We start from the raw sequence: 23,446 nt of genomic DNA, 5'->3' as shown, positions 1-23,446 counted from the left end.
TTATGCAGTCGATCTATGAGCGAATTGAACATCTAATTGCCGAACGAGGAATGACTAAGAAAGTATTCTGTAAGCAACTGAAGATTAGCACGGGTAATCTGGGTGACTGGAAACGTGGTAAATCTACTCCGAGTACAAATAAACTAATTGAGATTGCTTCGTTTTTTGATGTGAGCCTCGACTGGCTCATGGTTGGGCGTCCATCCAAGGAAGCGATGGTACGTGAAAAACGGGAGAATTATTTTTTTGACGTGCTGCGGCAATTGGATTGCCTAGAGAGTGAATTATCAACTGTGGAACAGTCTTTTATCAGTGAATATATTGAATTTACACGTTATCGCAAGTCCAAAGAAAGCAGAGATTCAGGCGACTTTCGTTACAAGGGAGAAGATAAGCCTGAAGGAGATGAGCTGTTGTAGCGTGAGTTATTGAAAGGTGCAACTTGACTGAATCATCAGGATATATAAAACCTCTGAACAATCCGAAAGACGTCGGAGAGTTGTTCAGAGGTTTTTTCTTTGGGACCCGTTGAAACATGAATATGTGATTTCGAAAGCCATTCCGATAGACGTATAGTCTTCACTTGCGGAATATAAGGTTGGGTTTCCCCAAAAGATCGGAGCGAAGGGTGTTCCAGATCTGAAGACATTGCTCCTGAAGTTCCCAGGCAGCCTTTCCGAGCAAACGAACACCAATCCCGCCTGTAGCGAGCAAGCTGGCCCCGGCGAGCATGCGACCATCTGGGGGCAAGATGGACCGTACGGACTCCAACTGTGCTGCGCCCAATCCAGGGGCAATCATCCATAAAGCCGCAGTGTGGGTGTAATCTAACAACGCTGCGGATGATTTCGGATCGCCCGATGCTGGTTCGAGTCCGAATCGATCCCACACAGCCAACTGCTTCCCTTGCCAGATTTCTGTCAGACTGCGATATCGCTTGAACTGAAAGACTTCTCCCCGATGAATCCGTCCAGCCGACCAGATATCGGCATATGCAAGTACTGCTTGTTCACCCAGCTCAAAGGTTGTGGTCAGTGAGGATGAGCTGCCTTTAAACGGAATAACACATTCAGGGAAGTACTCCAGCACTGCTCCTTGGTCCAGTCGAAAGTGATGGTTCACAGATGACGGAACAGTAGGTGTGGGATGAAGCCTTGTGGCTGATGTGCTGCTTAACATTAAGTGAGTGTTCTGGCCCAATTGCCATTCGGATCGATAATGATCACCGTTCAGCACGCCTGGAGAGACGTCTGAAGTGTATACACATAATTCATCTCCGCCACCCGGAGGTCGAAAGGATCGACTGAACCGGAGAGGGGCGCTGTAATACCGATCGGTCATGACGGTGCGCCCGCCTTGGAGGGCGAAAGTGGCCCGAAGCTCGCTGCGGCGTATCACGGCCTCTCCTGTACTGCGGTTCAGTCCATGTTCAACTCCATGTAAAGAGGAAGATGAATTAGTGGCTGTGAGTCGTTCCGTGCTCATGGGTGTGTGTATGCAGATGCGCAGCGGAAGCATCGTCATCCATATATTGATGTTCAAGCCAATGGACGATTTCCGATACCCCTTCACCGCTCATCAAGTTCGACATCACATAAGGCCGTCCTTCGCGCACCCGTTCAGTATCATCCTTCATTACTTGCAGACTTGCGCCTACATAAGGGGCAAGATCGGTCTTGTTAATCAGCAGCAGGTCTGAACGTGTAATACCCGGACCGCCTTTACGGGGCAGTTTTTCACCCTGAGCGACATCAATAATGTAAATGAATACGTCTGCCAACTCCGGGCTGAATGCAGCAGAGAGATTGTCGCCGCCACTTTCGATAAAGATCAGCTGCAGGTCAGGAAAGCGTTCAATCAATTCATCAACGGCTTCGAAATTCATGGAGGCATCTTCGCGAATAGCTGTATGTGGGCATCCCCCTGTTTCTACACCGATAATACGTTCCGGTGCGAGCGCATTCTGACGCAGCAAAATCTCGGCATCTTCCTTTGTGTATATATCATTGGTAATAACGGCCAGGCTGTAGCGTGTACGCAATGCCTTAGACAGCTTCTCTACTAGGGCTGTTTTTCCTGAACCTACCGGTCCGCCGATTCCGATTCGCATCGGGCGACTCCGATCAAATACCTTACGTTCCCACTCCGCATGATGCGTATGATTAGCTCCTCCACACATAACAAATTCCTCCTTGGTTTTGAATTATTGTAGTAGTTAGGACATGAACAGACGGGCTGGCAGGCTCTCGTGCCGCATAGCATAGATTTCCTGGGCAATACCGAAGCTGTGCATATCTTCAGGGTCGTCATCCCGAATTTGAGACCATTCAGAATCAATATCATGCAAAAGTTTTTGAATAAGCATCTGTGCTTCGGTTTGCCCGATAGGCAGAAGACGCAGAGCGCTATTTACATAAGCGTTAACTGAGGTGTACAAATGTCCGGTGACGGCTTCATCCAGTCCAATTTCCAACTGATCATTGATGTAGCCGTGAATCGTTGTAATGCCGCAAAAGGCACCGTGTTCCTGAACAGCTTCATCGAGTAGAGAAAAGTCCATCCATGGGTAAAGTGATCTCGCAAGTTTGAGTAAACGCTTCCCCATCTTGTGTCCACTTTCCCGCAGTTCCCTGGGGGTTCGCTGGGCGTGTACACGTTTGTCGTAAAGGGCTAGAAGGGCGGCATCCTGTTGCTCAATGGCCTGGTAAACCCCTTTGATGGCAAGGCCATCGAGCCGCACGAGGCTGGAATGAAGCTGGCCGCGAATGAATTGTTCGAGCTGGGCGGTCGTCTCTATTCTGCCATCATGAGTGTATGCCTCCAGACCGAACGAGTGGGAGAACCCGCCAATGGGCAGGGCTGAATCCAGCAGTTGAACATAACGGAGCAATTTCGTGCCGCTGTGCATCATCATGCGTGGCCCCCTTTGTCAAAACATGAAATAGCGTTGTGCCATCGGTAATTCGTCCGCAGGCTCACAGGTGAGAAGCTCGCCATCCGCCCGTACCTCATAGGTTTCGGGATCGACTTCAATGATGGGTGTTACGTCATTGTGAATCATGTCTTTTTTGCTCACGGAACGGCAGCCTTTGACGGGTTCCACGCGCTTGTTCAAGCCTAATGCCTCCTTGATTCCCGCATTTGCTGCGGCTTGGGAGACAAAGGTGATCGACCCTTTGGCGAGTGCGCCGCCGTAAGCACCGAACATCGGTCTGCCGAAGACGGGCTGCGGCGTAGGGATCGATGCGTTGGGGTCACCCATCTGAGCGAAGGTGATCATACCTCCCTTGATGACCATCTCGGGCTTTACACCGAAATAGGTCGGGTTCCAGACGATCAGGTCTGCGAGCTTGCCAACCTCGACAGAACCGACGAGATGGCCTATGCCGTGAGCGATAGCCGGATTGATCGTATATTTGGCGACATACCTTTTGATCCGATCGTTATCGGACGGTGAGCCTGGGGTCAGTTCAAGCTTGCCGCGCTGCTTTTTCATCTTGTCGGCGGTTTGCCAGGTGCGAATAATGACTTCGCCAACCCGGCCCATCGCCTGTGAATCGGAACTGATGATGCTGAATACACCAAGATCATGCAAAATGTCTTCGGCCGCGATCGTTTCGGGACGAATACGCGAATCAGCAAAGGCGACGTCTTCAGGGATCGATGGGTCCAGATGGTGACAAACCATCAGCATATCAAGATGTTCTTCTACGGTATTGCGTGTGTAAGGACGTGTTGGGTTGGTTGAAGAGGGGATGACGTAAGACTCTCCGGCAGCGCGGATAATATCCGGCGCGTGTCCGCCGCCAGCACCTTCCGTATGATAGGTATGAATCGTGCGTCCGTTAATGGCCGCCAATGTATTTTCCAGAAACCCGGTCTCGTTCAGCGTATCGGTATGAATGGCTACCTGAACATCATGTTCTCCGGCTGCGGTCAGACAAGCATCGATCGCACTTGGCGTTGTGCCCCAATCTTCATGCAGCTTCAGTCCAATGACCCCGGCTTCAATCTGTTCAATTAATGGAGCGGTGCTGGAGCTGTTGCCTTTGCCGAGATAACCGATATTCATGGGAAATGCTTCTGCGGCCTCCAACATCCGGTGGATATGCCAGGCTCCAGGTGTACAGGTGGTGGCTTTGGTGCCTGTTGCCGGCCCTGTACCACCGCCGATCATGGTCGTGACCCCGGAGGATAACGCAGTCTGAATCTGCTGTGGGCAGATGAAATGAATATGGGTATCAATGCCTCCTGCGGTTACAATCATGCCTTCCCCGGCAATGATTTCGGTCGAAGCGCCAATAACCAACGCGGGATCAACTCCGTCCATCGTATCCGGGTTACCGGATTTGCCGATTGCGCAGATGAGACCATCACGAATGCCAATGTCCGCTTTTACAATCCCCCAATGATCGATGATGACGGCGTTGGTGATGACGGTATCGGGTGTACCGTCACTGCGAAGGGCTGATGTGGACTGACCCATCCCGTCACGAATAACCTTACCACCGCCGAATTTGCTTTCATCTCCATAGACAGCATAATCATGCTCAATCTCAGCCCACAGTTCCGTATCCGCCAGTCTGACGGCATCCCCGGTTGTGGGTCCGAACATGGATGCATATTGTTCTCGGCTCATTCGTTTCATAGAGGTTCCCCTCCGTCCTGCACAGGGGGTGCAAAAGCCTTCAGAAATGTATCCAGTTTCTGTGGATCAGGTGGCTGATCTGCTGAACCTTCAGTTAATCCGTTAAATCCATAAATCTGACGTTTGCCGCCAAATGTGGTCAGTTCGACCGGTTTTTCTTCACCAGGTTCAAAACGAACAGCGGTGCCTGCCGGAATATGCAGGCGGTGCCCAAAAGCAGAAGGGCGATCAAAGTCCAGCGCAGCATTGACTTCATAGAAGTGAACGTGAGAACCGACCTGAACCGGGCGGTCGCCACGGTTCAGTACAATCAGACGTACGGTTGAGCGATCGGGATGACAGACGATCTCATCATCCTGTTTTAAGCGATATTCACCAGGGATCATGGAGTTCTCCTGCCTTTCTCAGCGTATAGGTTCATGGACAGTGACCAGTTTTGTTCCGTCAGGAAAAGTGGCTTCCACCTGTACCTCAGGAATCATATCGGGTACACCTTCCATGCAGTCTTCGCGTGTCAGGATCGTGCCGCCGTATCGCATCAACTCTGCAACACTCATGCCATCGCGTGCGCGTTCCATGAGCTCGGAGGTTAACAAGGCGATAGCTTCGGGAACATTCAGCTTAAGTCCGCGTCCTCTGCGTTCGCGGGCGAGGTTAGCAGCCACGGTAATCAGGAGTTTTTCTTTTTCCTGCTCAGTCCAGTGCAAGGTAATCCGACCTTTCCCTTAGATAGTCTATGTCGTCATGGATCATGTTATATGTTAAATATACTCACACAGGGTGAACCCTTTGTCAATATGGTTCCAATTATATTAGCAGCATGCATGAAACGAGTATGCATAAAATAAAATTGTGTAAGCATTATTGACACCGTGAGTGTAAGACTCCATAATTTGGATCAACGAACATTTCGGGCATATATGTCCTTAATGTTCGTCAATAGACTAAAAAAAGGGAGTGTAGGCTATTGAAGAAGAGGTCGGTCAAGTTATGGAGTGTTTTGCTTGGTGCAGTCATTGCGTTGACAGGATGTGTGGAGGGTGGTACGCCGCCTGAGGCGACGGGTTCCGGTGGGACGGTAGAGCCAGCTTCATCCGGAGACACCATTAAAGTAGGTGTTCTTCACTCCCTAAGTGGAACGATGGCAATCAGTGAAGTCTCGGTTAAGGATGCGGAGATGCTTGCCATTGAAGAGATCAATGCAGCAGGCGGGGTGCTGGGTAAACAGATTGAGCCTGTGGTTGAGGACGGCGCTTCCGACTGGCCTACATTTGCAGAGAAAGCAGGGAAATTGCTGCAGCAGGATAAAGTGGCCGCTGTATTCGGCGGATGGACCTCTGCGAGTAGGAAGGCGATGCTTCCGGTATTTGAGCAGAACAAGGGTCTGTTGTTTTACCCGGTGCAATACGAAGGGTTGGAATCATCACCCAACATTTTTTATACAGGAGCCACGACAAATCAGCAGATCGTACCGTCCGTAACCTGGTTGCTGGAGAACAGGGGCAAGAAGTTCTACCTGCTGGGCTCGGATTATGTTTTCCCGAAAACCGCCAATCAGGTCATTAAAGCTCAGCTTGCAGCTGAGGGTGGCGAAGTGGTGGGGGAAGAATATACACCGCTGGGGCACACGGATTACAGTACGATTATCAGCAAAATCAAGGCTGCCAAGCCGGATATTGTATACAACACGCTGAATGGAGACAGCAATGTCGCCTTTTTCAAACAATTAAAGGATGCCGGGATCTCTTCCGAACAGTTGACGACTCTGTCAGTGAGTGTGGCGGAGGAAGAAATTCGGGGGATTGGGGCGGATGTACTGAAAGGACATTTGGCTTCCTGGAACTATTATCAAACGACAGATACACCTGAAAATAAAACATTTGTAGAGAAATATAAAGAAAAATATGGAGCTGACCGGGTGACGGCCGATCCGATTGAAGCGGGATATGTAGCCGTTTATCTGTGGAAAGCAGCCGTTGAAAAAGCCGGATCGACCGATGTTGAAAAGGTAAAGGAGGCCGCTAAAGGTCTGGAATTCGATGCGCCGGAAGGGAAAGTGACGGTGGATGGAGAGAATCAGCATATCTACAAAACGGTGCGAATTGGTGAAGTGCAGGAAGATGGACAGTTCAAGGAATTGTGGAACTCCGGCGCACCCGTCAAACCTGATCCGTATCTGAAAACGTACGAGTGGGGCGCTTCCCTTAGTACCAAATAGCATGGGCATCTCACGTCACAACTGTTGAATAACAGACGAGGGTGCGACAACACACCCTCTTACAACATTACGGTAAAGCGTTGATGCGAAACGTAAATGATGTCTTGTATAAAATTATTCAGATGTTCACAGCATGAGGAGGGAAAGGCGATGGATATGTTTGTCCTGCAAATGTTCAATGGGTTAAGCATCAGTTCCATCCTGCTGCTGATTGCGTTGGGACTCGCGGTTACATTTGGATTGATGAATGTCATTAACATGGCGCATGGTGAATTGATCATGATCGGCGCTTACGCTACGTATGTGACGCAAAACTTGTTCATTTCGTATGCTCCGCAAGCGTGGTTCGATGTCTATTTTATTGTGGCTCTGCCTATCGCCTTTGGTGTGGCCGCTCTTATAGGCTGGCTGCTGGAAGTGGTGCTGATCAGGCATCTGTATGGGAGACCGCTCGACAGTCTGCTTGCTACATGGGGCGTAGGCATGATGCTGCAACAATTGGCCCGAACGATATTTGGGGCGCCCAATGTAGGGGTGTCCAGTCCGGCTTGGCTTAACGGAGGTCTGACCATCGCGGACGGCATTGTGTTTCCGTATAAACGTCTTTTCATTATCGCGCTGGTCGCGGTTGTGCTGCTATGTATGTATTTGTACATCTATCGGACTTCTTCCGGGAGACGGATGAGGGCCGTGATGCAGAATCGAAGCATGGCGGGCTGTCTCGGGATTTCCACCAGACGAGTGGATGGCATGACCTTTGCCATCGGTTCGGGCATTGCCGGCATCGCCGGATGTGCGTTGACACTGATTGGCCCGATTGGTCCCTCGCTGGGCACGTATTATATCGTGGATGCGTTCATGGTGGTTGTGCTGGGTGGTGTGGGGAAACTGGTGGGGACTGTGTGTGGTGCGCTTGGAATTGGCATGTTCAATACATTATTCGAAACGTATACCTCGGCCTCGATCGGTAAGGTGCTCGTATTTGTCTGTATTGTAGCTTTTCTGCAATGGAAGCCGCGCGGGCTCGTTGCTATACGGACCCGGAGTCTGGATTAATGCGAAGAAGGGGGTTATATGATGTCGGCACTTCTCAAGACGGGTAGTCTGAAAATGAAGATCATCTGGGCGGTTGTCCTGATTATGATGTGTCTGGCTCCACTCATTTCCACGGAATTCCGGCTTAGTCTGTTAGCGAAATTCCTGGCCCTGGCCATTCTGGCGATTGGTCTGGACTTGATCTGGGGATATGGAGGGGTGCTTAGTCTGGGGCATGGCGTATTCTTTGGACTTGGCGGGTACGCCATGGCGATGTATCTGAAGCTGCAGGCGAGTGGTTCAACACTACCTGACTTTATGGGATGGAGTGGTCTTAGCGGTCTGCCGTGGTTCTGGGAGCCGTTCAGGTCATTTCCGGTGGCGCTATTGCTGGGCATCGCTCTTCCGGCATTGCTGGCCTTTGCCCTGGGATGGTTCACGTTCCGTAACCGGATCACCGGTGTATATTTTACCATCCTGACCCAAGCGTTAGTCCTCATTACCGTAACGTTATTTGTAGGCAAACAGGAATGGACGGGAGGGACTAACGGTATAACCGGATATAACGCAATCTTTGGTTTTACCCTTCATTCGGCAGGGACAACGATTGCTCTCTACTATATAACGCTTGCCATTCTGGTGCTCGCCTACCTGCTTTGTCGCCGGGTTGTGAACAGCAGGTTTGGTCAGGTGCTTGAAGCTGCGCGGGATGGGGAGAATCGGGTTCGCTTTCTTGGCTATGACCCGGCTGGCTTTAAAACACTGGCCTTCGCCCTTTCCGGAGCGCTGGCGGGAATCGCTGGTATGTTATTTGTGCTCCAGGTAGGGATCATCTCGCCTTCCATGATGGGGATTGTGCCTTCAATTGAAATGGTGTTATGGGTTGCCTTGGGCGGTCGTGGAACGCTGATTGGTGCGGTAATCGGGGCTGTGGTGCTGAATGCAGCCAAAACGGGCATCAGTGAAGCTTATCCGGAAGGTTGGTTGTTTGTCATTGGTGGGCTCTTTGTAACAGTGGTCTTGTTCATGCCGAGTGGGCTTGTTGGTGTATACCGTCATGTGGTGCGCTTGCTGAAACGGAGAGGAGAGGTTGTGCATGTTCCAGTCAGTCAGGAAAAACCAAAAGTCTACTGACGTTCCGGTAGTCCTGGTCGCTGAAGAAATTACGGTGGCATTTGGCGGTTTTGTTGCGGTCAAAGGCATGAATCTGAAGCTGCATGAGCATGATCTGCATTTTCTGATCGGCCCCAATGGGGCGGGGAAAACAACGATGCTGGATGTGATTTGCGGCAAAACCAAGCCCTTGTCCGGTACAGTGAAGATGGCGGATGGTGCGGATCTGACACGTCTGAAGGAGCACCAGATTGTTCGAAAAGGGGTAGGGCGCAAGTTCCAGGCTCCATCGATCTTTGCTGGTCTGACCGTGCAGGAGAACCTGACGCTGGCTGCGGAGACTCGTCGTTCTCCTTTACAGGCTCTGGGTATTCAGCGGTATTCAAAAATAAGTACGGCCATGGAGCGGATTACGCTCCAGATTGGTCTGCAGGACCGTGTGAATGCACGTGCAGGGGCGCTATCACATGGGGAAAAGCAGTGGCTTGAGATTGGCATGCTGCTGCTGCAGGAGCCCCGTGTATTGCTGCTGGATGAGCCGGCAGCGGGGATGACGGATGAAGAAACACATAAGACGGGCCGACTACTGCAGGAGATTGCGCGAGAAAGGTCTGTTGTGGTAGTGGAGCATGATATGGAATTCGTTCGCGAGTATGCAGCAAAAGTGACGGTGATGCATGAAGGTAAACTTCTGAAGGAAGGTACGATGGCGGAAGTGCAGGAAGATCCGAGAGTCGCTGAAGTGTATCTGGGCAAAAGGAGGGATGAACATGCTGTCGCTGCAACGAATTGAGTCCGGCTACGGGGAGAGCAATGTGCTGCGCGGTGTGAGTCTGGATGTCGAGCCGGGTCAGGTGGTGTGCCTGATGGGTCGTAATGGTGTAGGAAAAACCACCTTGATGAAGACGTTGATGGGGCTTCTTAAAACGCGCAAGGGAAGTATTCAGTGGAAAGGTCAGGAATTATCCACCCACGATCCGGCCAAGCGGGCCAGGTCGGGGATTGGATATGTGCCGCAGGGGCGGGAGATCTTCCCGCAGCTTACGGTAAAGGAAAATCTTCTGCTGGGTCTGGAGACCAGTGGCACAGGGGGGAAGACGTTCCCGGAGGATGTGCTGGCGATGTTTCCGGTGCTTGCCACGATGTATGGACGGCAGGGTGGTGATCTGAGTGGCGGACAGCAACAGCAGTTGGCATTTGCCCGCGCGCTGGCTTCCCGGCCCGGATTATTGCTTCTGGATGAGCCGACAGAAGGCATCCAGCCTTCCATCGTAGAGGATATCCGGCAGGTCATTTTGCAAATTAAGGCAAAGGGTGAAATCTCCATTTTGCTGGTGGAACAAAGCATTGATTTTGTACGCGGTGCTGCAGATTATATCTATGTAATGGACAAAGGGGCAATTGCACTGCAAGGAACACCGCGAGAGCTGGATATGTCGCAGTTTGAGCACCACCTGTCTGTGTAGCTTGGGTTCTTGGTGTAGGGTGAGTTCAGGAACGTTTGTCCAGAATGTTGGAGTATTTGGGATATAGTCTTCGTATGCAATCCGGGCAGATATCATGGGTAAATTCGGCATGAGTGTGCTTCTCCAAATAACTCTCAACAGAGTTCCAGCTGTCCTGTTCATCCTTAATTTGTTTGCAGACAGCGCAGATGGGAAGTAGTCCGCGCAAAGTACGCACTTCAGACAGGGCCTTCTTCAATTGGCGTTCTGTCTGTTTCTGTTCGGTCACATCCGTGTGTGCAATCAATGCGAGATCAGACAGCAGGGATGGGTCGGCCTGAATCAATGGGGTGAGTTCCAGGCGGAACCACCGCTGTTCGTTGTTGATAGTCCGAACGGAGATGTCGTATGTATAACTGTCTTTAAAAGGTGCAGTGATACGTTTTAACTCCTGAACAATTTTCGCATTCTTTGCTTTCTCCTCGCGGAATGTCCACCCCTCTACAAGGTGAAGGTAATGAGGTGGTTCAGGTGCTGTTCTTGAGGGGCCTGCTACGCTTGGGTTGGGAAGAAGTTGCCCGAGTCCGTGTTGCCAAGCGGTGTTGCAGCTTCGAATAATCCAGTTGTGGTCGACGATGATAAGCTGGTGCTGCATGGACTGGAACGATAATCTCTCCAGATCGGATATTAAGTATCTCATGAAATGAGCTCCTCCTTGGCAGAAATCTTATCTTAAATCATCTGGAATTTCCAAAATGTCAGCGACCTGGTTCCTGAACCGGGTTGCTTTACGCGTGCCGTGAATGAGATTGGACAGACGGTATGGCGGAATGCCATACTGTTCGCAAAATGTCTTTTGGTCGACCTGGAGTTCGGTTAGTCGTCGTTTGATGGCCCATCCGAAAGGAGTCACAGGTTTCTTTTTGTTCAAAAGGGTTCACCCCTCGTTGGAATGTAGTGTTCAGCTGGTTATTCTTGGTGTAAAGTATATAGATATGCGAGCTGTATGTTTTATTATATACGTATTTGCGTCATCTAACAATTAAAAAAGACGGAAATAAGTGTATTTTAATATGAAAAATGGCGTAAATACGTTAAATAGACAAAATAATTGACATAGAAAACACGCCAGCAATGAGGTTGCGGCGTGTTTTTTATATATTTTACTGCGTGAGGACGCGGGTATGAAGGGGAGGGGGTAGATTAGGCTCGGTAGGCGTGAAGCCCTGCTCCAAGCATGTGAAAGCTTGGGAACAACGTTTTCATGGACATTGAGGTTGGTTGTACCAGTCCATCGGCAGCGGAGGCGCTGACGGTATGCCATTCATGTTCCAGGTCTGCGGCCAGGCGAACCAGCAGGTCCTGGATTGTATCGGTATGAAGAGGAATTACTTTGGAGGCTTCGGTTATGCAGGCACTCATGGCTGAATGCAGATAACCAAGGACCGCCTCCTCGACAGGGATTTCGAGGTGGTGGTTAATCCAGGCGTGAACAGTGGAGAGGCAGCCGACGGATTCATACTTAGCCAGGGTGTGTTCGAGGTGGCTAAAATCAATCCAGGGGTGGAGTGCACGAGCTAGCTTAATCAGTCGTTTGCCCATTGTGGTCGCATGTTCTCTAAGATTGACTGGGGTGCGCTGGACATGGACGAGCTTGTCGATGAGGGCTGTACGCCACGCGTCATTGTGATCTGCGGCGGTGTATATGCCTTTAATCGCCATGCCTTCCAGACGCACGATGCTGGGATGCAATTGGCAGCGCATGAATGATTCGAGATCTTCAGCACTACGAATGGTACCTTCCGCGATATGGGCATCCATTCCGAAGGAATGGGTGAAGCCTCCGACCTGGATAGAGGAATCAAGCAGTTTGACGTAATCGAGCAGCTTATTCCCACGGTTCACAATCTTTCGCCTCCTACGTTCGTTAAATGTTATGTTAAATAACATTTATACTCCTTTTTGGTTCGTTTTATGTTTGTAAATCCGAATTATATGATATATATATTCACATAAATATCCGCTTTTTGTCAATAGTTTCTTGGTTGTTTAACTATAAAATCTATTTAATGTTATTTTATATAACTTTATAAGTTATGTTCTACTGAGAGAATATGAAGAGTGGTCATAAAGAAAGTAGAGTGATCAGCCTAATCGGATATACAAACGAGATCAAATTTAATCATATGCACTTCGTAGGAGAAAATGACGAGATTATACGATTTATGGGAGGAAAAGCGCAGTTAAAATAATATTAATAAAAATGCTTTACTTTTAAACATGAACCGGGTATAATCAATTCTGTTGCCGATTATTTACGACATGCGGTCGTGGTGGAATGGCAGACACGCTATCTTGAGGGGGTAGTGGGTGTATACCCGTGGAGGTTCGAGTCCTCTCGACCGCATCATAAGAACGATTAAGAAGAAGCTTCCCGTATGGGGAGCTTCTTTTTTTGTGTTTTTTACAGTAACCGGGTCCGAAAAAAAAGGTCATCCGATTCCCCTGAATGCATGCTCATGCTGTCTGCCGGGGTGGGATGGCCTTTACTTGTTATTTAAGCAATGCTTTGATGTCTGCTTCAATTTTATCAGGTGTTGTTTTGGGAGCATACCGCTTCACAACACGACCGTTCTGATCCACAAGGAACTTGGTGAAGTTCCATTTGATGGCTTTGGAGCCGAGTACGCCCGGTGCTTCTTTGGTAAGATGCTGGAATAGAGGGTGAGCGCTTGAACCATTCACATCAATTTTCTCAAACATCGGGAAGCTGACACCATAGTTCATCTGGCAGAACTCAGCAATATCGTCAGAGGAGCCCTTTTCCTGTGCAAACTGGTTGCTTGGAAAACCAAGAACTTCAAATGGGGAGTCTTTAAACTTGTCCTGAAGTTCTTGCAGACCTTTGAATTGAGGTGTAAGGCCGCATTGGCTTGCTGTATTTACGATAAGCAGTACTTTGTCACGATAGTTGGACATTTCAACTTCCTGACCGCGAAGGGTGTTTACTTTGTAGTCGTAGACTGACATGAAAATCGCCTCCATCTCATTTTCTTATATCCTCTATTATATTGATTGCAATTAAATATTGCAAAATTTATATTGCTTTTTTAACTCCATTTCAAGCTGTCGTGTATGATCTGTGACTGATTTGCTACCTTATTTTCGCTAGAGAGAGAATTAGAGAGCTTTGAAGAGATGGGTAGAGAATGGATGTGTTGTAAGCGCTATTATTGATGTGAAATGGCAAAAATCCGTCGATTCGGTGATCTGCGCAGACTTTACACCAATATGGCACGGGTGTATGATTCATATCGTAATTCCAATTTAAATTAAATTTTACATGAAAAACGAAACAAACGATAATATCGCTCTGATTATGATGATATAAGAACGATGTTTTAATCGCTGAGTTTCCATTCATTCATGGGTGGGAAACGGGGGAACCAACAGGATGAACTGTCCAGGACAGTGGGCATCCATGGGGTGAATTTTCCGGTGACAGCCGGAAATAGGGCGACTCTCGCGCCCGAATCCGTCAGCTAACCTCGTAAGCGTTAAAGGGAGAGGCAACAAGCCGTACGCTGGTTCATAGTGTCTTTTTGCTATGGATTATTGAAGAAGCGTCCGGGAGGCCTTGGTCCCCCACGCTTCTTTTTTGTTGTCTTTTCACGCCAAGGGAGGAACGAATGATGGATAAAGAGATGATCTTAGTGACTGCTCCAAATGAAGCAGGACGCAAATTTATCAAATTGCTGATGTACAAAAAAATGCCTTTTGCCGTTCTGACTAACAGTGCAGGGGAAGAGCGCAGGCTCCGGAGAATCGGTGTAGAGCATGTCATTCGCATGAACACGGCTGCAGCTCAGAAATGGTTTTTGCCGCAAGGTAGTGTCGGCAATGTTTTTATTTTTGAAAATAGCCTAAACCTAACCTGTCGATATTTGCAGATCTGCCGATCCTGGACATCCAAGTCCCTGTGTGTGATTACCGAACAAAGTCATCCCAAAGGGATCTATCGGGGAATGGGAGCAGACCGTATTGTATATTCCTTGAATGGGGAAGTTGGATTTCTGCTTAATGGCTAATGGCTAGTGGCTCGTACTATTCCTGTGATTGATCCAGTGTCAGCTGCCTGTTATAATTGAAATCATGAATAAAACGGATTCTTGAGGAGACTCATGCATGATGGTGGGTCTTCTTTTTTATGGTTTGGGAAATAGGGATAATTTCCTGTGGCTAACGAGGAGGAATAGGCGTGCCGGATGTACGTGGAATACAATGGTTGTTCTTTGATGTGGGGGATACGCTTGTGGACGAATGGGAGCCGGTAGATGATATTATCGGTCAGTTCGTTCGTGAAGCTTGTGCGCTTGGTTATCAGGTGGAGATGCAGACGGTGCGAGACATATTTGCGGCCTCCTACCGAAATTACGAGCAATGGCCGATGAAATTGGCTATTCGTACTCTGATCAGCGATGAGGGGCACCGGGAACAGATACAGGAGAAGCTGAAGTTCCGCAAAGAGCTTGAGCGACCCTTCCCGTCAGCCGACGCTGTTCTTCAGACGTTGTCGCAGCACTATAAGATTGGTATCATTGCCAATCAGAGCCCGGGGACGGAAAATCGACTGAATAGCTACGGCTTGCGCAAGTATGTGGATGTGCTGGCCTGTTCGGCTGAAGAAGGAGTGTCCAAGCCTGATCCTGAATTGTATGCTGTAGCGTTGAAACAGGCGGGATGTAAACCCGAGGAAGCGGTCATGATCGGCGACAGGATCGATAATGATATTATTCCAGCTAAGAAGCTGGGTATGCACACGATCCGGATTTTGCAGGGTTATGGCAGGTTCCAGCCGGAGCTTGCGGATGCAGAACGTCCAGACTGGACGATTAAATCACTGGAGGAGCTTCTTCCATTGTTGATGGTAACTCAGAATTCAGACAACTAAATGAAGTGCGTTTTTTAAGATCCGGTTAGTATGGATCAGGTTAATGCTCAAACATATAAAAGGAAAGGCTGATCGTCTCAAGGGATACGTTACTTGAGTTGATCAGCCTTTTTGAGTTAGACAAAATACGGCGTAGTTCCATGTAACCTAGAACAACATAATGGTCTGGATAATCAGATACACATTCAGGACAACGATAACCCCAGCGATGATCCAGGAGATGATTTGGAGCCACGGCTTGTTGACAAAAGCCCCCATGCTTTTTTTGTCACTCGTAAACATCACCAGTGGAATGACGGCAAAGGGAAGCTGCAGTGACAGCACAACCTGGCTCAGAATCAGCAGTTCCTCTGTTCCGTGCTCTCCGGCAATGGCTGTTACGATAACGGCCGGAATGATTGCAATCAGACGTGTTACCAGTCGACGAAGCCACGCCGGAATACGAATGTTCAGGAAGCCTTCCATTACAATCTGTCCGGACAACGTGCCGGTGAGTGTTGAGTTCTGGCCTGAAGCCAGCAGGGCTACACCGAACAGGATACTTGCAATGGTGGTACCCAGAAGTGGTGTCAACAGATGGTAAGCATCTGTAATTTCCGCGACCTGGGTCATGCCTACACTATGGAACACGGAAGCTGACAGAATCAGGATGGCTGCATTGATAAACAGGGCCAGCGTTAAAGCGATGGTTGAATCCATGGTAGTATAACGAATCGCTTCTTTTTTACCCTGAGGTGTCTTTTCAATCTGACGGGTCTGCACAATGGAAGAATGCAGATACAGATTATGGGGCATCACGGTTGCGCCAATAATTCCGATGGCGATATAGAGCATGGCTGGATTTTGCAAAATCTCGGCACTGGGTACAAAACCATGCATGACGCCGCCCATATCCGGTTTAGCGAGAAACAGGTCAATCCCGAAGCAGAGGGCGATGGTAGCCATCAGCACGATCACGAGCGATTCCAATGCGCGGAAGCCTTTATTTTGCAGCAAAAGAATGACCAGTACATCGACAGCGGTAATAATGACGCCGTACAACATGGGAATGTTGAACAGCAGCTTGAGCGCGATGGCTGAACCAATAACCTCGGCAAGGTCGGTGGCTGCAATCGCAAGCTCACACAAAATCCATAACATCATGACTACAGGCATGCTGAATCGTTCGCGGCAGGCTTGCGCCAAATCCCGTCCTGTGACAATCCCGAGCTTGCCAGCAAGAGACTGCAATACCACAGCCATTAGATTTGATATCAGAATAACGGACAATAACGTATAACCGAACTGAGAACCACCGGCAATATCCGTTGCCCAGTTCCCGGGGTCCATATATCCAACGGCAACCAGGTAACCAGGTCCAACAAAAGCAAGGAACTTTCTCCACCAAGCAGCGTTCTGAGGCACCTTCATGGAGCTGTGGGCTTCCCCGAGAGATGGGGCCATACCCGCAGCCAATGGCTCATTTGAAGGAGTGTTGAACGGATTTTTTTTACTCATAATATAATCACCCGACTTTGAAGTATTGATATTCTATATGAAGAGGAACGGTGTCATTCCTTTGATTACATTTGAACATTGAAACCAAGATCTTAAAAGGGTAATTAAACGACTTCACATATGTCTGAACGTTTATGTTGATACTTACATTGTACTCCTTCAATTATTTTTGTCTAGTGCAACTTTTGTGTAGAGGGACAAAATTTAGCAGGAGTAAATGTGCCTTAGTATATTACCCAACCCTAGATAAATTACCTGAGTTCATCCCAAATGCATGAAAATAAAAAAGTTGTAAAAGCTGAATAAGGATTAACAACCGTTTCAAAATGAGCCAGAAGTTTAAATTGAAGTGTAGGCATCAAAAATCTTAAAGGTAAAGGAGAGATTCTTAATGGAAGCTTTATATACAGCAACAGCGACAGTTAAAGGTGGACGTACAGGTTCGGTGGCTTCTTCGGATGGCGTGCTCAAGCATGATCTGAAAATGCCAAAAGAATTTGGAGGCGCCGGTGGTGAAGGAACCAATCCTGAGCAGCTCTTTGCAGCGGGATATGGTGCATGTTATGAAAGTGCTCTTGCCAATGTGGCACGCAAAGCGGGCGTGAAGTTGGAGAATGTGGTGGTAACCAGTAATGTATCCATCGGCAAAGATCCTGCGGATGATGGTTTCCAGCTGTCTGTACGTTTGGATGTGAGCATGCCTGGCGTCGATCACAGTCAAGCAGAAGATCTTGCTCGTAAGGCACATGATTTCTGTCCTTATTCCAAGGCAACTCGCGGCAATATTGATGTGGTACTTAATGTAGTTTAAGACCTGACTCGCAGGAGTAAAGGGAACATATAGAGCAGGATATCCTTGGATGCCTGATGCTCGAGTACAAGACCCTGCTGGCCTTCGGCAGGGTTTTGTATTGTATAATACAGTTGCGATGCAGGAGATTGCATGTTGAACAGCGTACTATTTTACATAATCTACTCTTGCTTGAAGTCATACATTCGAATAAGGGGGAACGACCATGAGTATTGAAGAGATGATAGAACGGCGATTTGTATGCACCAAATGCAGGGGTACGGATTGCAACATTAAGGAAGTATCCATGTCAGGAGCGGGACTTAGCAAAATGTTTGATATTCAGCACAATCATTATCTCTTCGTCGCCTGTTCTTCCTGTGGATATGTTGAAGTATTCGATCCGGATGTGCTGAAAGGGAAAAAGCAGGGTCAGGTGGGTACCATTCTTGATATTCTATTTGGGGGATAAATGTGCGTGAGTTGACATCGAACTAAAATTTCTTTAATATGACTTAGTACTGAGAAGTGTCAATGCATGAACCAAATTTGAATTAACAGGTGATATCCATGTCTTATAGACCGCGTATTGCAAATTTAGAATTAGCTAGTGGCAACAAGGAAGATGGATTGTATGAATTTAAAATGAAATTGGTAGACGGCACACAATGCCGTGTATTCTACTCCCATTCCCCGGAATGGAAGCTGACCAATATCAGCCGTCTACAGAAAACGCCTTGTCCGGTATGTCGCAAAGATTTCATTTGCAAATGCATGGACCAGTGGGCTGGTGACCTGCATCAACAGATGATTGATGACCAATGGATGGAAAAGGCAATTGCTGAGTAATTGCCAAGACAGATACGAGCGTGGGCATTGAGCCTGCGCTCTTTTTCTATTTTCCGTTACAATAAAATAAAATGTAAAAAAAGCGACCGGGATGACTCGAAACGGGTAAGTTATGCTAATAGGACACATGAGGAGGTCACGATTATGACAGCAAATCAAACGGATCAGCATGAGGGACACCCGATTGTGCTTGTGGACGGAGTCTGTCATTTCTGCCAAGGATTAACGAAGTGGATCATCAAGCGTGACCCGGAGGGGAAATATCATTTTGCATCACTTCAATCGGATGTAGCGAAAAAATTGCTGGAGAAGGGCAATCTGTCCACGGACAGCATGGATACGTTTGTACTCATTGAGGATGGAAAATATTATACACGTTCAACCGCTGCGCTGCGTCTGGCCAAAGGATTGAAATTCCCTTATCCATTATTGTACGTGTTGATTATTGTACCGAAATTTATTCGGAATGCCATATATAACATGGTAGCTCGCAACCGATATCGCTGGTTCGGTCAAGATGAAGCGTGTATGCTGCCTACACCTGATATTAAGGATCGATTCCTTTAAAAGACAGAAGCGTGACATATTGTATCGGTTAACGAATGATTAATAACGGAAATAATTGGGTAATGAGTACGGATCAATTCTATTTTGGGAGGCAAATAACTTGAAGAAGTGGACTACATTAATGATTGGGGCATTATTAGCAGTAAGCATGACCGCTTGCAGTAACGATGCAGATAACAGTACAGCAACGCCGCCAGCTGGCAACGAAACGTCGAATGAGGAGAATACAACTGCGGAGCAGGCGACAAAACTCCCTACATTGGACGAATTAATTGAGAAAACGAATGCAGCGACTAAAGACATGAAAAGCTTCACTACGGAAGCCAATATTGATCAAAATTTGAAGCTGGTGAACGGCGAGCAGTCCCAGGATCAACAGGTGAAAACATCGCTGAAGATGGATATCATCAAAGATCCGATGATGATCTATCAGGAGATGAAGATGGAAATGTCCGGACAGGAAGCGCAGAACGTGAAGCAGTACATCACTTCGGATAAGATTTATTCGCAGGTGGGGGACCAGTGGGTCAAAATTCCTGACGAGCAAACGAAACCACTGATTGAGCAGATGCAGGCAAGCATGAATCCGGAAGGTGAGCTGGAGCAATTCAAAAAGATTGCCGAAGACACCAAAATTACGGAAGAAGGCGACAATTACGTCATTAACGCTGACGTATCCGGTGATAACGTGAAGGAGCTGGCCAAAGCGGTCATGGAGCAAAACGGATCGGATGCCCAAACTCAAGCGATGCTTGATCAAATGAATATTACCAGCATGACAATGAAATATATGATCAACAAAGAAACCTATCTGCCTGCAAGTACGGATGTCAACATGGTGATGGATATGGAGCAGGAAGGACAGAAAATCTCGATGGACATGAAGATGACCAGCACGTTCTCTAACCATAATGGCGTGAAAGAGATCAAGATCCCGCAAGAAGCATTGGATAGTGCTAAATAAGAAGCGTAAGGATAAGCGGGTGTGATTCTCTCTAATGAGAAATTAACCTGGTTAAATCTACCATGATAATGGATGTATGAGGTAGATAATCTGGAGTAAGCACTTCTGAATGAATTTGTGTGAACCGACAGGTTCGCTGGATTCAATCAGGGGTGTTTTTCTTTTTTGTATGCGTTGTGGTTATAGTCCAAGGTGTTATAGTATAGTCGTGTAAGCGATTGAATTTAGAGTTGATGGGAAGTTGAAGGAAGGCTATTTCAGGCAGGAGGTCAAAGAAATGATAGAATTTGCACATATACACCATGTGAGTCTGGCTGTACGTGATCTGGAGGTTGCGAAGAAATTTTATTCCGGTTTGCTACGCATGCAGGAGATTGAACGTCCGCCGTTCAACTCTACGGGCACATGGTATGCCATTGGTAGTCAACAGCTTCATCTATTACAGCATCCGCAGGGACATACGCTTCGTGAGGCTGGCATCGATACAACAGATGGACATTTTGCGATCTGGGTGAAGAGTTACAAGGAGACTTTGGCCTGGCTGGAACAGCAGGGAATTGAATATGAGGCAAGACCAGATAGTGTTGCCGGGTTTGCACAGATTTTTGTGCTTGATCCTGACTGCAATATTATTGAATTTGATGCACCCTATCATTCTTGAGCGGATTTACGTTTGAATAAATCCCTTGCTCCTCCAGAAATTGTATGCTATATTATCCATACATTCATAGCACGTGACGGAAGCACCGTCCATACACTGCATACTTTTTGCGGTTATTGGACGGTGCTTTTTTGTGCTTTTTTTGCAGGGAGGGGAGAAGAATTGATTGTTCTTAAGGCAGTGCTGGCTTCCAAAGACAGAGAGTATATCAGCGCCTGGCTTGATTTTGTACAAGGCAGCCTGTCCGGCTCCAGTATACGATTTACCGCCTTTTCACAATGGGAACCGTTCAGGGATCACATGAATGAGCAGGAAGGCAGGGAAGTGCCGGATTTGGTGATTGCGGAACCGGAATTTCTGAACCACTGGCTGAGTCACGGTGGTGAAACCTCGGGTATTCCATGGCTGATGCTTAGTGAAGGATTAGATGAAGTGGATGAGGATAAACGACTGATGAAATATCAACCATTGCCTACGCTGCTGGACGCTGTTCTCAATGTTTGTCGGCAACCGCGTCGGAAGAAAACCCATCGTCCAGGACAGGAGACACTTTCTATTGGAGTTGTATCAGCTTCCGGAGGGAGTGGCAAAACTGCGGTGGCGATGCATATGGCGAAGCAGCTGGGGCTTGCAGGATATGCTGTTCTGTATCTCAATCTGGAGACACTGGATAGCTCGATGCCGTTTCTAGAGAAAGGTCTGTCTAGAAGTGGGCAGCGTATACCTGACGCAGAAACGGGGCTGTCACGTCTGCTTTATGATTTGAAGGTGGGCAGGAAGGAATCAGGCAAACAGGGACAAGCACAGTCCGCCACCAAAGGGGTGGACGGATATGTGCTACGTCACGAAGCGCTGAAGTCGGATGTATTCTGGCCGTTATCGAATCGGAAGGAATTGCTGCAAATGTCCCGTGAAGATACGAAGAGCCTGATCCGTTATTTGGCCGACAGCGGGCAATATGATGTGCTCATTCTGGATGGGGACTCAGGTTGGGATGGACGAAGTGAGGGGATTTTCGATGCTGCCGATGCTTTCGTCTGGCTGGTTGAGGATGACATCTCTTCCATGCACCGCTGGGGTCAATGGATTCAGCATATGGAGCGTACGTGGCCGGATCTGCATGAAAGTGTACTGGATCGTGCCCGCTTCATTGTCAACAAGTATCGGGACAGCGTCATCAATGCTTTGCCAAGACCTGATCTGCATCTGGATGCTGTGCTGCCGTATATCCCTTCCTGGAAGCAGCTAAGCCAGGAGGAAGTGATGCTCAGCTCACCGATCTTTCAACGCGAAGTGAAGAGACTATGCGCCATGATTGTACAGGACGGGGAAGAAGAACTGAAGCAGACAGGACGAATCCAGAAGGGTGATGGGTGGTCACTATGACGGACTCATCCAGGATGATACTGGACCGTGAAGAGCAGTTTCAGATCATGCGTCGCGAGGTCAGGGCTGGCCTCGATTTAACGTCGTCTGCGGGAGACGAAGAACTGTGGCAGGGAATTGAGCGCAAAGTGCTCTCTGACCCCAAGCTGGATGATCTGACCTCCGGGGAGCGTCATACGCTGGTGCAACGGTTATTTGACTCCTTTCGAGGGCTGGATATTCTGCAACCATTGGTGGATCATCCCGAAATTACGGAGATTATGATCAACAGCCACCGGGAGATTTTCGTTGAGCAGGAAGGTGAAGTCAGACAGATCACACTGGAGTTCGAGTCAAGGGAACGGTTGGAAGACATTATCCAGATAATTGTATCCGGGGTGAACCGGATTGTGAATGAGTCTTCTCCAATCGTGGATGCGCGGTTGAAAGACGGCTCTCGGGTCAATATCGTGCTGCCTCCGATTGCATTGAAGGGTCCGACCATGACGATTCGAAAATTCCCGAGTGAACCAATGAAGATGTCCGATCTGATTGGTAAAGGTGCCCTGCATGAGGAAGCGGCAGAGCTGCTGCAGCAGTTGGTGCGCAGCAAATACAATATTTTTATCGGCGGCGGAACCGGGTCGGGGAAAACCACTTTCCTAAATGCATTATCTCAGTTTATTCCTGCGGATGAACGGATCATCACGATTGAAGACTCTGCTGAATTACAGATTGTCACAGTACCCAATCTGGTATCGCTGGAGACGCGCAATGCGAATACCGAGGGCAAGGGGCAAATATCCATCCGTGACCTGATCAAGTCATCCTTGCGGATGCGTCCAAATCGAATTGTCATTGGTGAGGTGCGGGGAGCAGAAGCGCTGGATATGTTGCAGGCCATGAACACAGGCCATGATGGAAGCTTGTCCACAGGGCACGCAAACACGATCTCCGATATGATCAGCAGATTAGAGACCATGGTGCTCAGCGGAGCGGATCTTCCCATTGCAGTTGTCCGGCAGCAGATCAGCTCGGCCATTGATATCTTTGTACATCTATCCCGGCTGCGCGACCGTTCACGTCGGGTGACCGAGATTAGCGAAGTGATTGGCATGCAGGACGGAGAAGTACTGCTCAATCCACTGTTTCGTTTCCAGGAAATCGAAGAAAAAGAAGGCAAGATTATTGGTGGACTCGTGCAAGTTGGAACGCTGAGACAAGTGGATAAAATTCAGATGGCTGGGCTAGGGGAATGGTTGAACGAGTACATAGAACGCAATAGCGATGAGTTGAATGAATCGGATAACAACGTAAATTAGTTGATTTTATGGGTAGGTGAT

General features: G+C 48.3%; 27 protein-coding genes, 1 tRNA gene and 1 riboswitch. Of the genes, 17 read left to right on the top strand and 11 right to left on the bottom strand.

Annotation, left to right across the window (positions count from 1 at the left end; all coding sequences use genetic code 11):
• Positions 1–2: 2 nt before the first annotated feature.
• Positions 3–419: a helix-turn-helix domain-containing protein gene (locus HW560_RS31460; protein ID WP_179265520.1), complete on the top strand. Its 417-nt coding sequence runs from the start codon at positions 3–5 to the stop codon at positions 417–419.
• Between the two features lie 160 nt (positions 420–579).
• On the opposite strand, the gene HW560_RS31455 is transcribed toward HW560_RS31460, so the two are convergent.
• From HW560_RS31455 to HW560_RS31430, 6 genes are read right to left on the bottom strand one after another with little or no spacing between them, the layout of a single operon-like run.
• On the bottom strand, positions 580–1,398 hold the full coding sequence (locus HW560_RS31455; protein ID WP_179265519.1) for an urease accessory protein UreD: 819 nt from the start codon (positions 1,396–1,398) through the stop codon (positions 580–582).
• 58 nt (positions 1,399–1,456) lie between these two features.
• Positions 1,457–2,179, bottom strand: coding sequence for an urease accessory protein UreG (gene ureG / locus HW560_RS31450; RefSeq protein ID WP_053781689.1), 723 nt, complete (start codon positions 2,177–2,179; stop codon positions 1,457–1,459).
• Between the two features lie 36 nt (positions 2,180–2,215).
• On the bottom strand, positions 2,216–2,914 hold the full coding sequence (locus tag HW560_RS31445; protein WP_179265518.1) for an urease accessory protein UreF: 699 nt from the start codon (positions 2,912–2,914) through the stop codon (positions 2,216–2,218).
• Between the two features lie 15 nt (positions 2,915–2,929).
• The gene (gene ureC, locus HW560_RS31440) at positions 2,930–4,648 is read right to left on the bottom strand and encodes an urease subunit alpha (RefSeq protein ID WP_090894400.1); all 1,719 of its coding nucleotides are present in this window, start codon (positions 4,646–4,648) and stop codon (positions 2,930–2,932) included.
• A complete protein-coding gene (locus tag HW560_RS31435) occupies positions 4,645–5,034 on the bottom strand; it encodes an urease subunit beta (protein ID WP_090894402.1) in 390 nt (129 codons plus the stop codon). Before HW560_RS31435 ends, ureC begins: the two co-directional genes overlap by 4 nt.
• Positions 5,035–5,052: 18 nt before the next feature.
• Positions 5,053–5,355, bottom strand: coding sequence for an urease subunit gamma (locus HW560_RS31430; RefSeq protein WP_076291707.1), 303 nt, complete (start codon positions 5,353–5,355; stop codon positions 5,053–5,055).
• 260 nt (positions 5,356–5,615) lie between these two features.
• Here HW560_RS31430 and urtA point away from each other — a divergent pair, with 260 nt between their 5' ends.
• The 5 genes from urtA to urtE all read left to right on the top strand — a co-directional run bounded on the left by urtA (position 5,616) and on the right by urtE (position 10,480).
• A complete protein-coding gene (urtA, locus tag HW560_RS31425; protein WP_090894404.1) occupies positions 5,616–6,866 on the top strand; it encodes an urea ABC transporter substrate-binding protein in 1,251 nt (416 codons plus the stop codon).
• Positions 6,867–7,016: 150 nt separating this feature from the next.
• On the top strand, positions 7,017–7,922 hold the full coding sequence (gene urtB, locus HW560_RS31420) for an urea ABC transporter permease subunit UrtB (protein WP_076291709.1): 906 nt from the start codon (positions 7,017–7,019) through the stop codon (positions 7,920–7,922).
• An 18-nt stretch (positions 7,923–7,940) separates the two neighbouring features.
• The gene (gene urtC / locus HW560_RS31415; protein WP_179265517.1) at positions 7,941–9,035 is read left to right on the top strand and encodes an urea ABC transporter permease subunit UrtC; all 1,095 of its coding nucleotides are present in this window, start codon (positions 7,941–7,943) and stop codon (positions 9,033–9,035) included.
• Complete coding sequence (urtD, locus tag HW560_RS31410) at positions 8,998–9,807, top strand: urea ABC transporter ATP-binding protein UrtD (RefSeq protein ID WP_179265516.1); 810 nt, start codon at positions 8,998–9,000, stop codon at positions 9,805–9,807. Before urtC ends, urtD begins: the two co-directional genes overlap by 38 nt.
• The gene (gene urtE / locus HW560_RS31405) at positions 9,785–10,480 is read left to right on the top strand and encodes an urea ABC transporter ATP-binding subunit UrtE (protein WP_090894416.1); all 696 of its coding nucleotides are present in this window, start codon (positions 9,785–9,787) and stop codon (positions 10,478–10,480) included. The genes urtD and urtE overlap by 23 nt, the downstream gene beginning before the upstream one ends.
• A gap of 25 nt (positions 10,481–10,505) precedes the next feature.
• Here urtE and HW560_RS31400 read toward each other — a convergent pair whose 3' ends face one another.
• The 3 genes from HW560_RS31400 to HW560_RS31390 form a co-directional block, all read right to left on the bottom strand.
• The gene (locus HW560_RS31400) at positions 10,506–11,159 is read right to left on the bottom strand and encodes a nitrogen regulation protein NR(II) (RefSeq protein ID WP_090894419.1); all 654 of its coding nucleotides are present in this window, start codon (positions 11,157–11,159) and stop codon (positions 10,506–10,508) included.
• A 27-nt stretch (positions 11,160–11,186) separates the two neighbouring features.
• Positions 11,187–11,390: a hypothetical protein gene (locus HW560_RS31395; protein ID WP_063564423.1), complete on the bottom strand. Its 204-nt coding sequence runs from the start codon at positions 11,388–11,390 to the stop codon at positions 11,187–11,189.
• Positions 11,391–11,662: 272 nt separating this feature from the next.
• Positions 11,663–12,409: an urease accessory protein UreF gene (locus HW560_RS31390; protein WP_090894422.1), complete on the bottom strand. Its 747-nt coding sequence runs from the start codon at positions 12,407–12,409 to the stop codon at positions 11,663–11,665.
• A 374-nt stretch (positions 12,410–12,783) separates the two neighbouring features.
• Here HW560_RS31390 and HW560_RS31385 point away from each other — a divergent pair.
• Positions 12,784–12,866 (top strand) — tRNA-Leu (locus tag HW560_RS31385).
• A gap of 146 nt (positions 12,867–13,012) precedes the next feature.
• Here the strand turns inward: HW560_RS31385 and HW560_RS31380 are convergent.
• On the bottom strand, positions 13,013–13,489 hold the full coding sequence (locus HW560_RS31380) for a glutathione peroxidase (protein ID WP_090894425.1): 477 nt from the start codon (positions 13,487–13,489) through the stop codon (positions 13,013–13,015).
• 366 nt (positions 13,490–13,855) lie between these two features.
• Positions 13,856–14,031: riboswitch (cyclic di-AMP (ydaO/yuaA leader) on the top strand.
• A 117-nt stretch (positions 14,032–14,148) separates the two neighbouring features.
• Between HW560_RS31380 and HW560_RS31375 the strand changes: the two genes are divergently transcribed.
• Both HW560_RS31375 and HW560_RS31370 read left to right on the top strand, forming a co-directional pair.
• Complete coding sequence (locus HW560_RS31375; RefSeq protein ID WP_228469185.1) at positions 14,149–14,547, top strand: HAD family hydrolase; 399 nt, start codon at positions 14,149–14,151, stop codon at positions 14,545–14,547.
• 170 nt (positions 14,548–14,717) lie between these two features.
• Positions 14,718–15,410, top strand: coding sequence for an HAD family hydrolase (locus tag HW560_RS31370; protein ID WP_179265515.1), 693 nt, complete (start codon positions 14,718–14,720; stop codon positions 15,408–15,410).
• Positions 15,411–15,557: 147 nt separating this feature from the next.
• On the opposite strand, the gene HW560_RS31365 is transcribed toward HW560_RS31370, so the two are convergent.
• Positions 15,558–16,853, bottom strand: a complete 1,296-nt coding sequence (locus HW560_RS31365) for an Nramp family divalent metal transporter (protein ID WP_179265961.1) — start codon at positions 16,851–16,853, stop codon at positions 15,558–15,560.
• Between the two features lie 445 nt (positions 16,854–17,298).
• Here HW560_RS31365 and HW560_RS31360 point away from each other — a divergent pair, with 445 nt between their 5' ends.
• From HW560_RS31360 to HW560_RS31325, 8 genes are all read left to right on the top strand, one after another.
• Entirely contained in the window at positions 17,299–17,718 is a 420-nt protein-coding gene (locus HW560_RS31360; protein ID WP_179265514.1) for an organic hydroperoxide resistance protein, read from the top strand.
• A 205-nt stretch (positions 17,719–17,923) separates the two neighbouring features.
• Entirely contained in the window at positions 17,924–18,169 is a 246-nt protein-coding gene (locus tag HW560_RS31355) for a zinc ribbon domain-containing protein (RefSeq protein ID WP_024629326.1), read from the top strand.
• A gap of 98 nt (positions 18,170–18,267) precedes the next feature.
• Positions 18,268–18,546, top strand: coding sequence for a hypothetical protein (locus tag HW560_RS31350; RefSeq protein WP_024629327.1), 279 nt, complete (start codon positions 18,268–18,270; stop codon positions 18,544–18,546).
• Positions 18,547–18,690: 144 nt separating this feature from the next.
• On the top strand, positions 18,691–19,113 hold the full coding sequence (locus HW560_RS31345) for a thiol-disulfide oxidoreductase DCC family protein (RefSeq protein WP_109998119.1): 423 nt from the start codon (positions 18,691–18,693) through the stop codon (positions 19,111–19,113).
• Positions 19,114–19,213: 100 nt separating this feature from the next.
• The gene (locus tag HW560_RS31340; RefSeq protein WP_109998120.1) at positions 19,214–20,077 is read left to right on the top strand and encodes a DUF6612 family protein; all 864 of its coding nucleotides are present in this window, start codon (positions 19,214–19,216) and stop codon (positions 20,075–20,077) included.
• A 277-nt stretch (positions 20,078–20,354) separates the two neighbouring features.
• Positions 20,355–20,738 (top strand): VOC family protein, encoded by a 384-nt coding sequence (locus HW560_RS31335; RefSeq protein ID WP_179265513.1) that lies wholly within the window; start codon positions 20,355–20,357, stop codon positions 20,736–20,738.
• A gap of 162 nt (positions 20,739–20,900) precedes the next feature.
• Positions 20,901–22,124 carry a nucleotide-binding protein gene (locus tag HW560_RS31330; RefSeq protein WP_179265512.1) on the top strand — a complete coding sequence of 408 codons (1,224 nt, stop codon included), beginning with the start codon at positions 20,901–20,903 and terminating at the stop codon, positions 22,122–22,124.
• Positions 22,121–23,425, top strand: coding sequence for a TadA family conjugal transfer-associated ATPase (locus HW560_RS31325; protein ID WP_179265511.1), 1,305 nt, complete (start codon positions 22,121–22,123; stop codon positions 23,423–23,425). The genes HW560_RS31330 and HW560_RS31325 overlap by 4 nt, the downstream gene beginning before the upstream one ends.
• Positions 23,426–23,446: the final 21 nt, after the last annotated feature.

The sequence above is a fragment of the Paenibacillus sp. E222 genome (genome assembly GCF_013401555.1).
In the GTDB taxonomy this organism is placed as follows: Bacteria; Bacillota; Bacilli; order Paenibacillales; family Paenibacillaceae; genus Paenibacillus.
The sequence above is the reverse complement of the archived record's forward strand: the minus strand, read 5'-3'. Positions and strand labels throughout refer to the sequence as shown.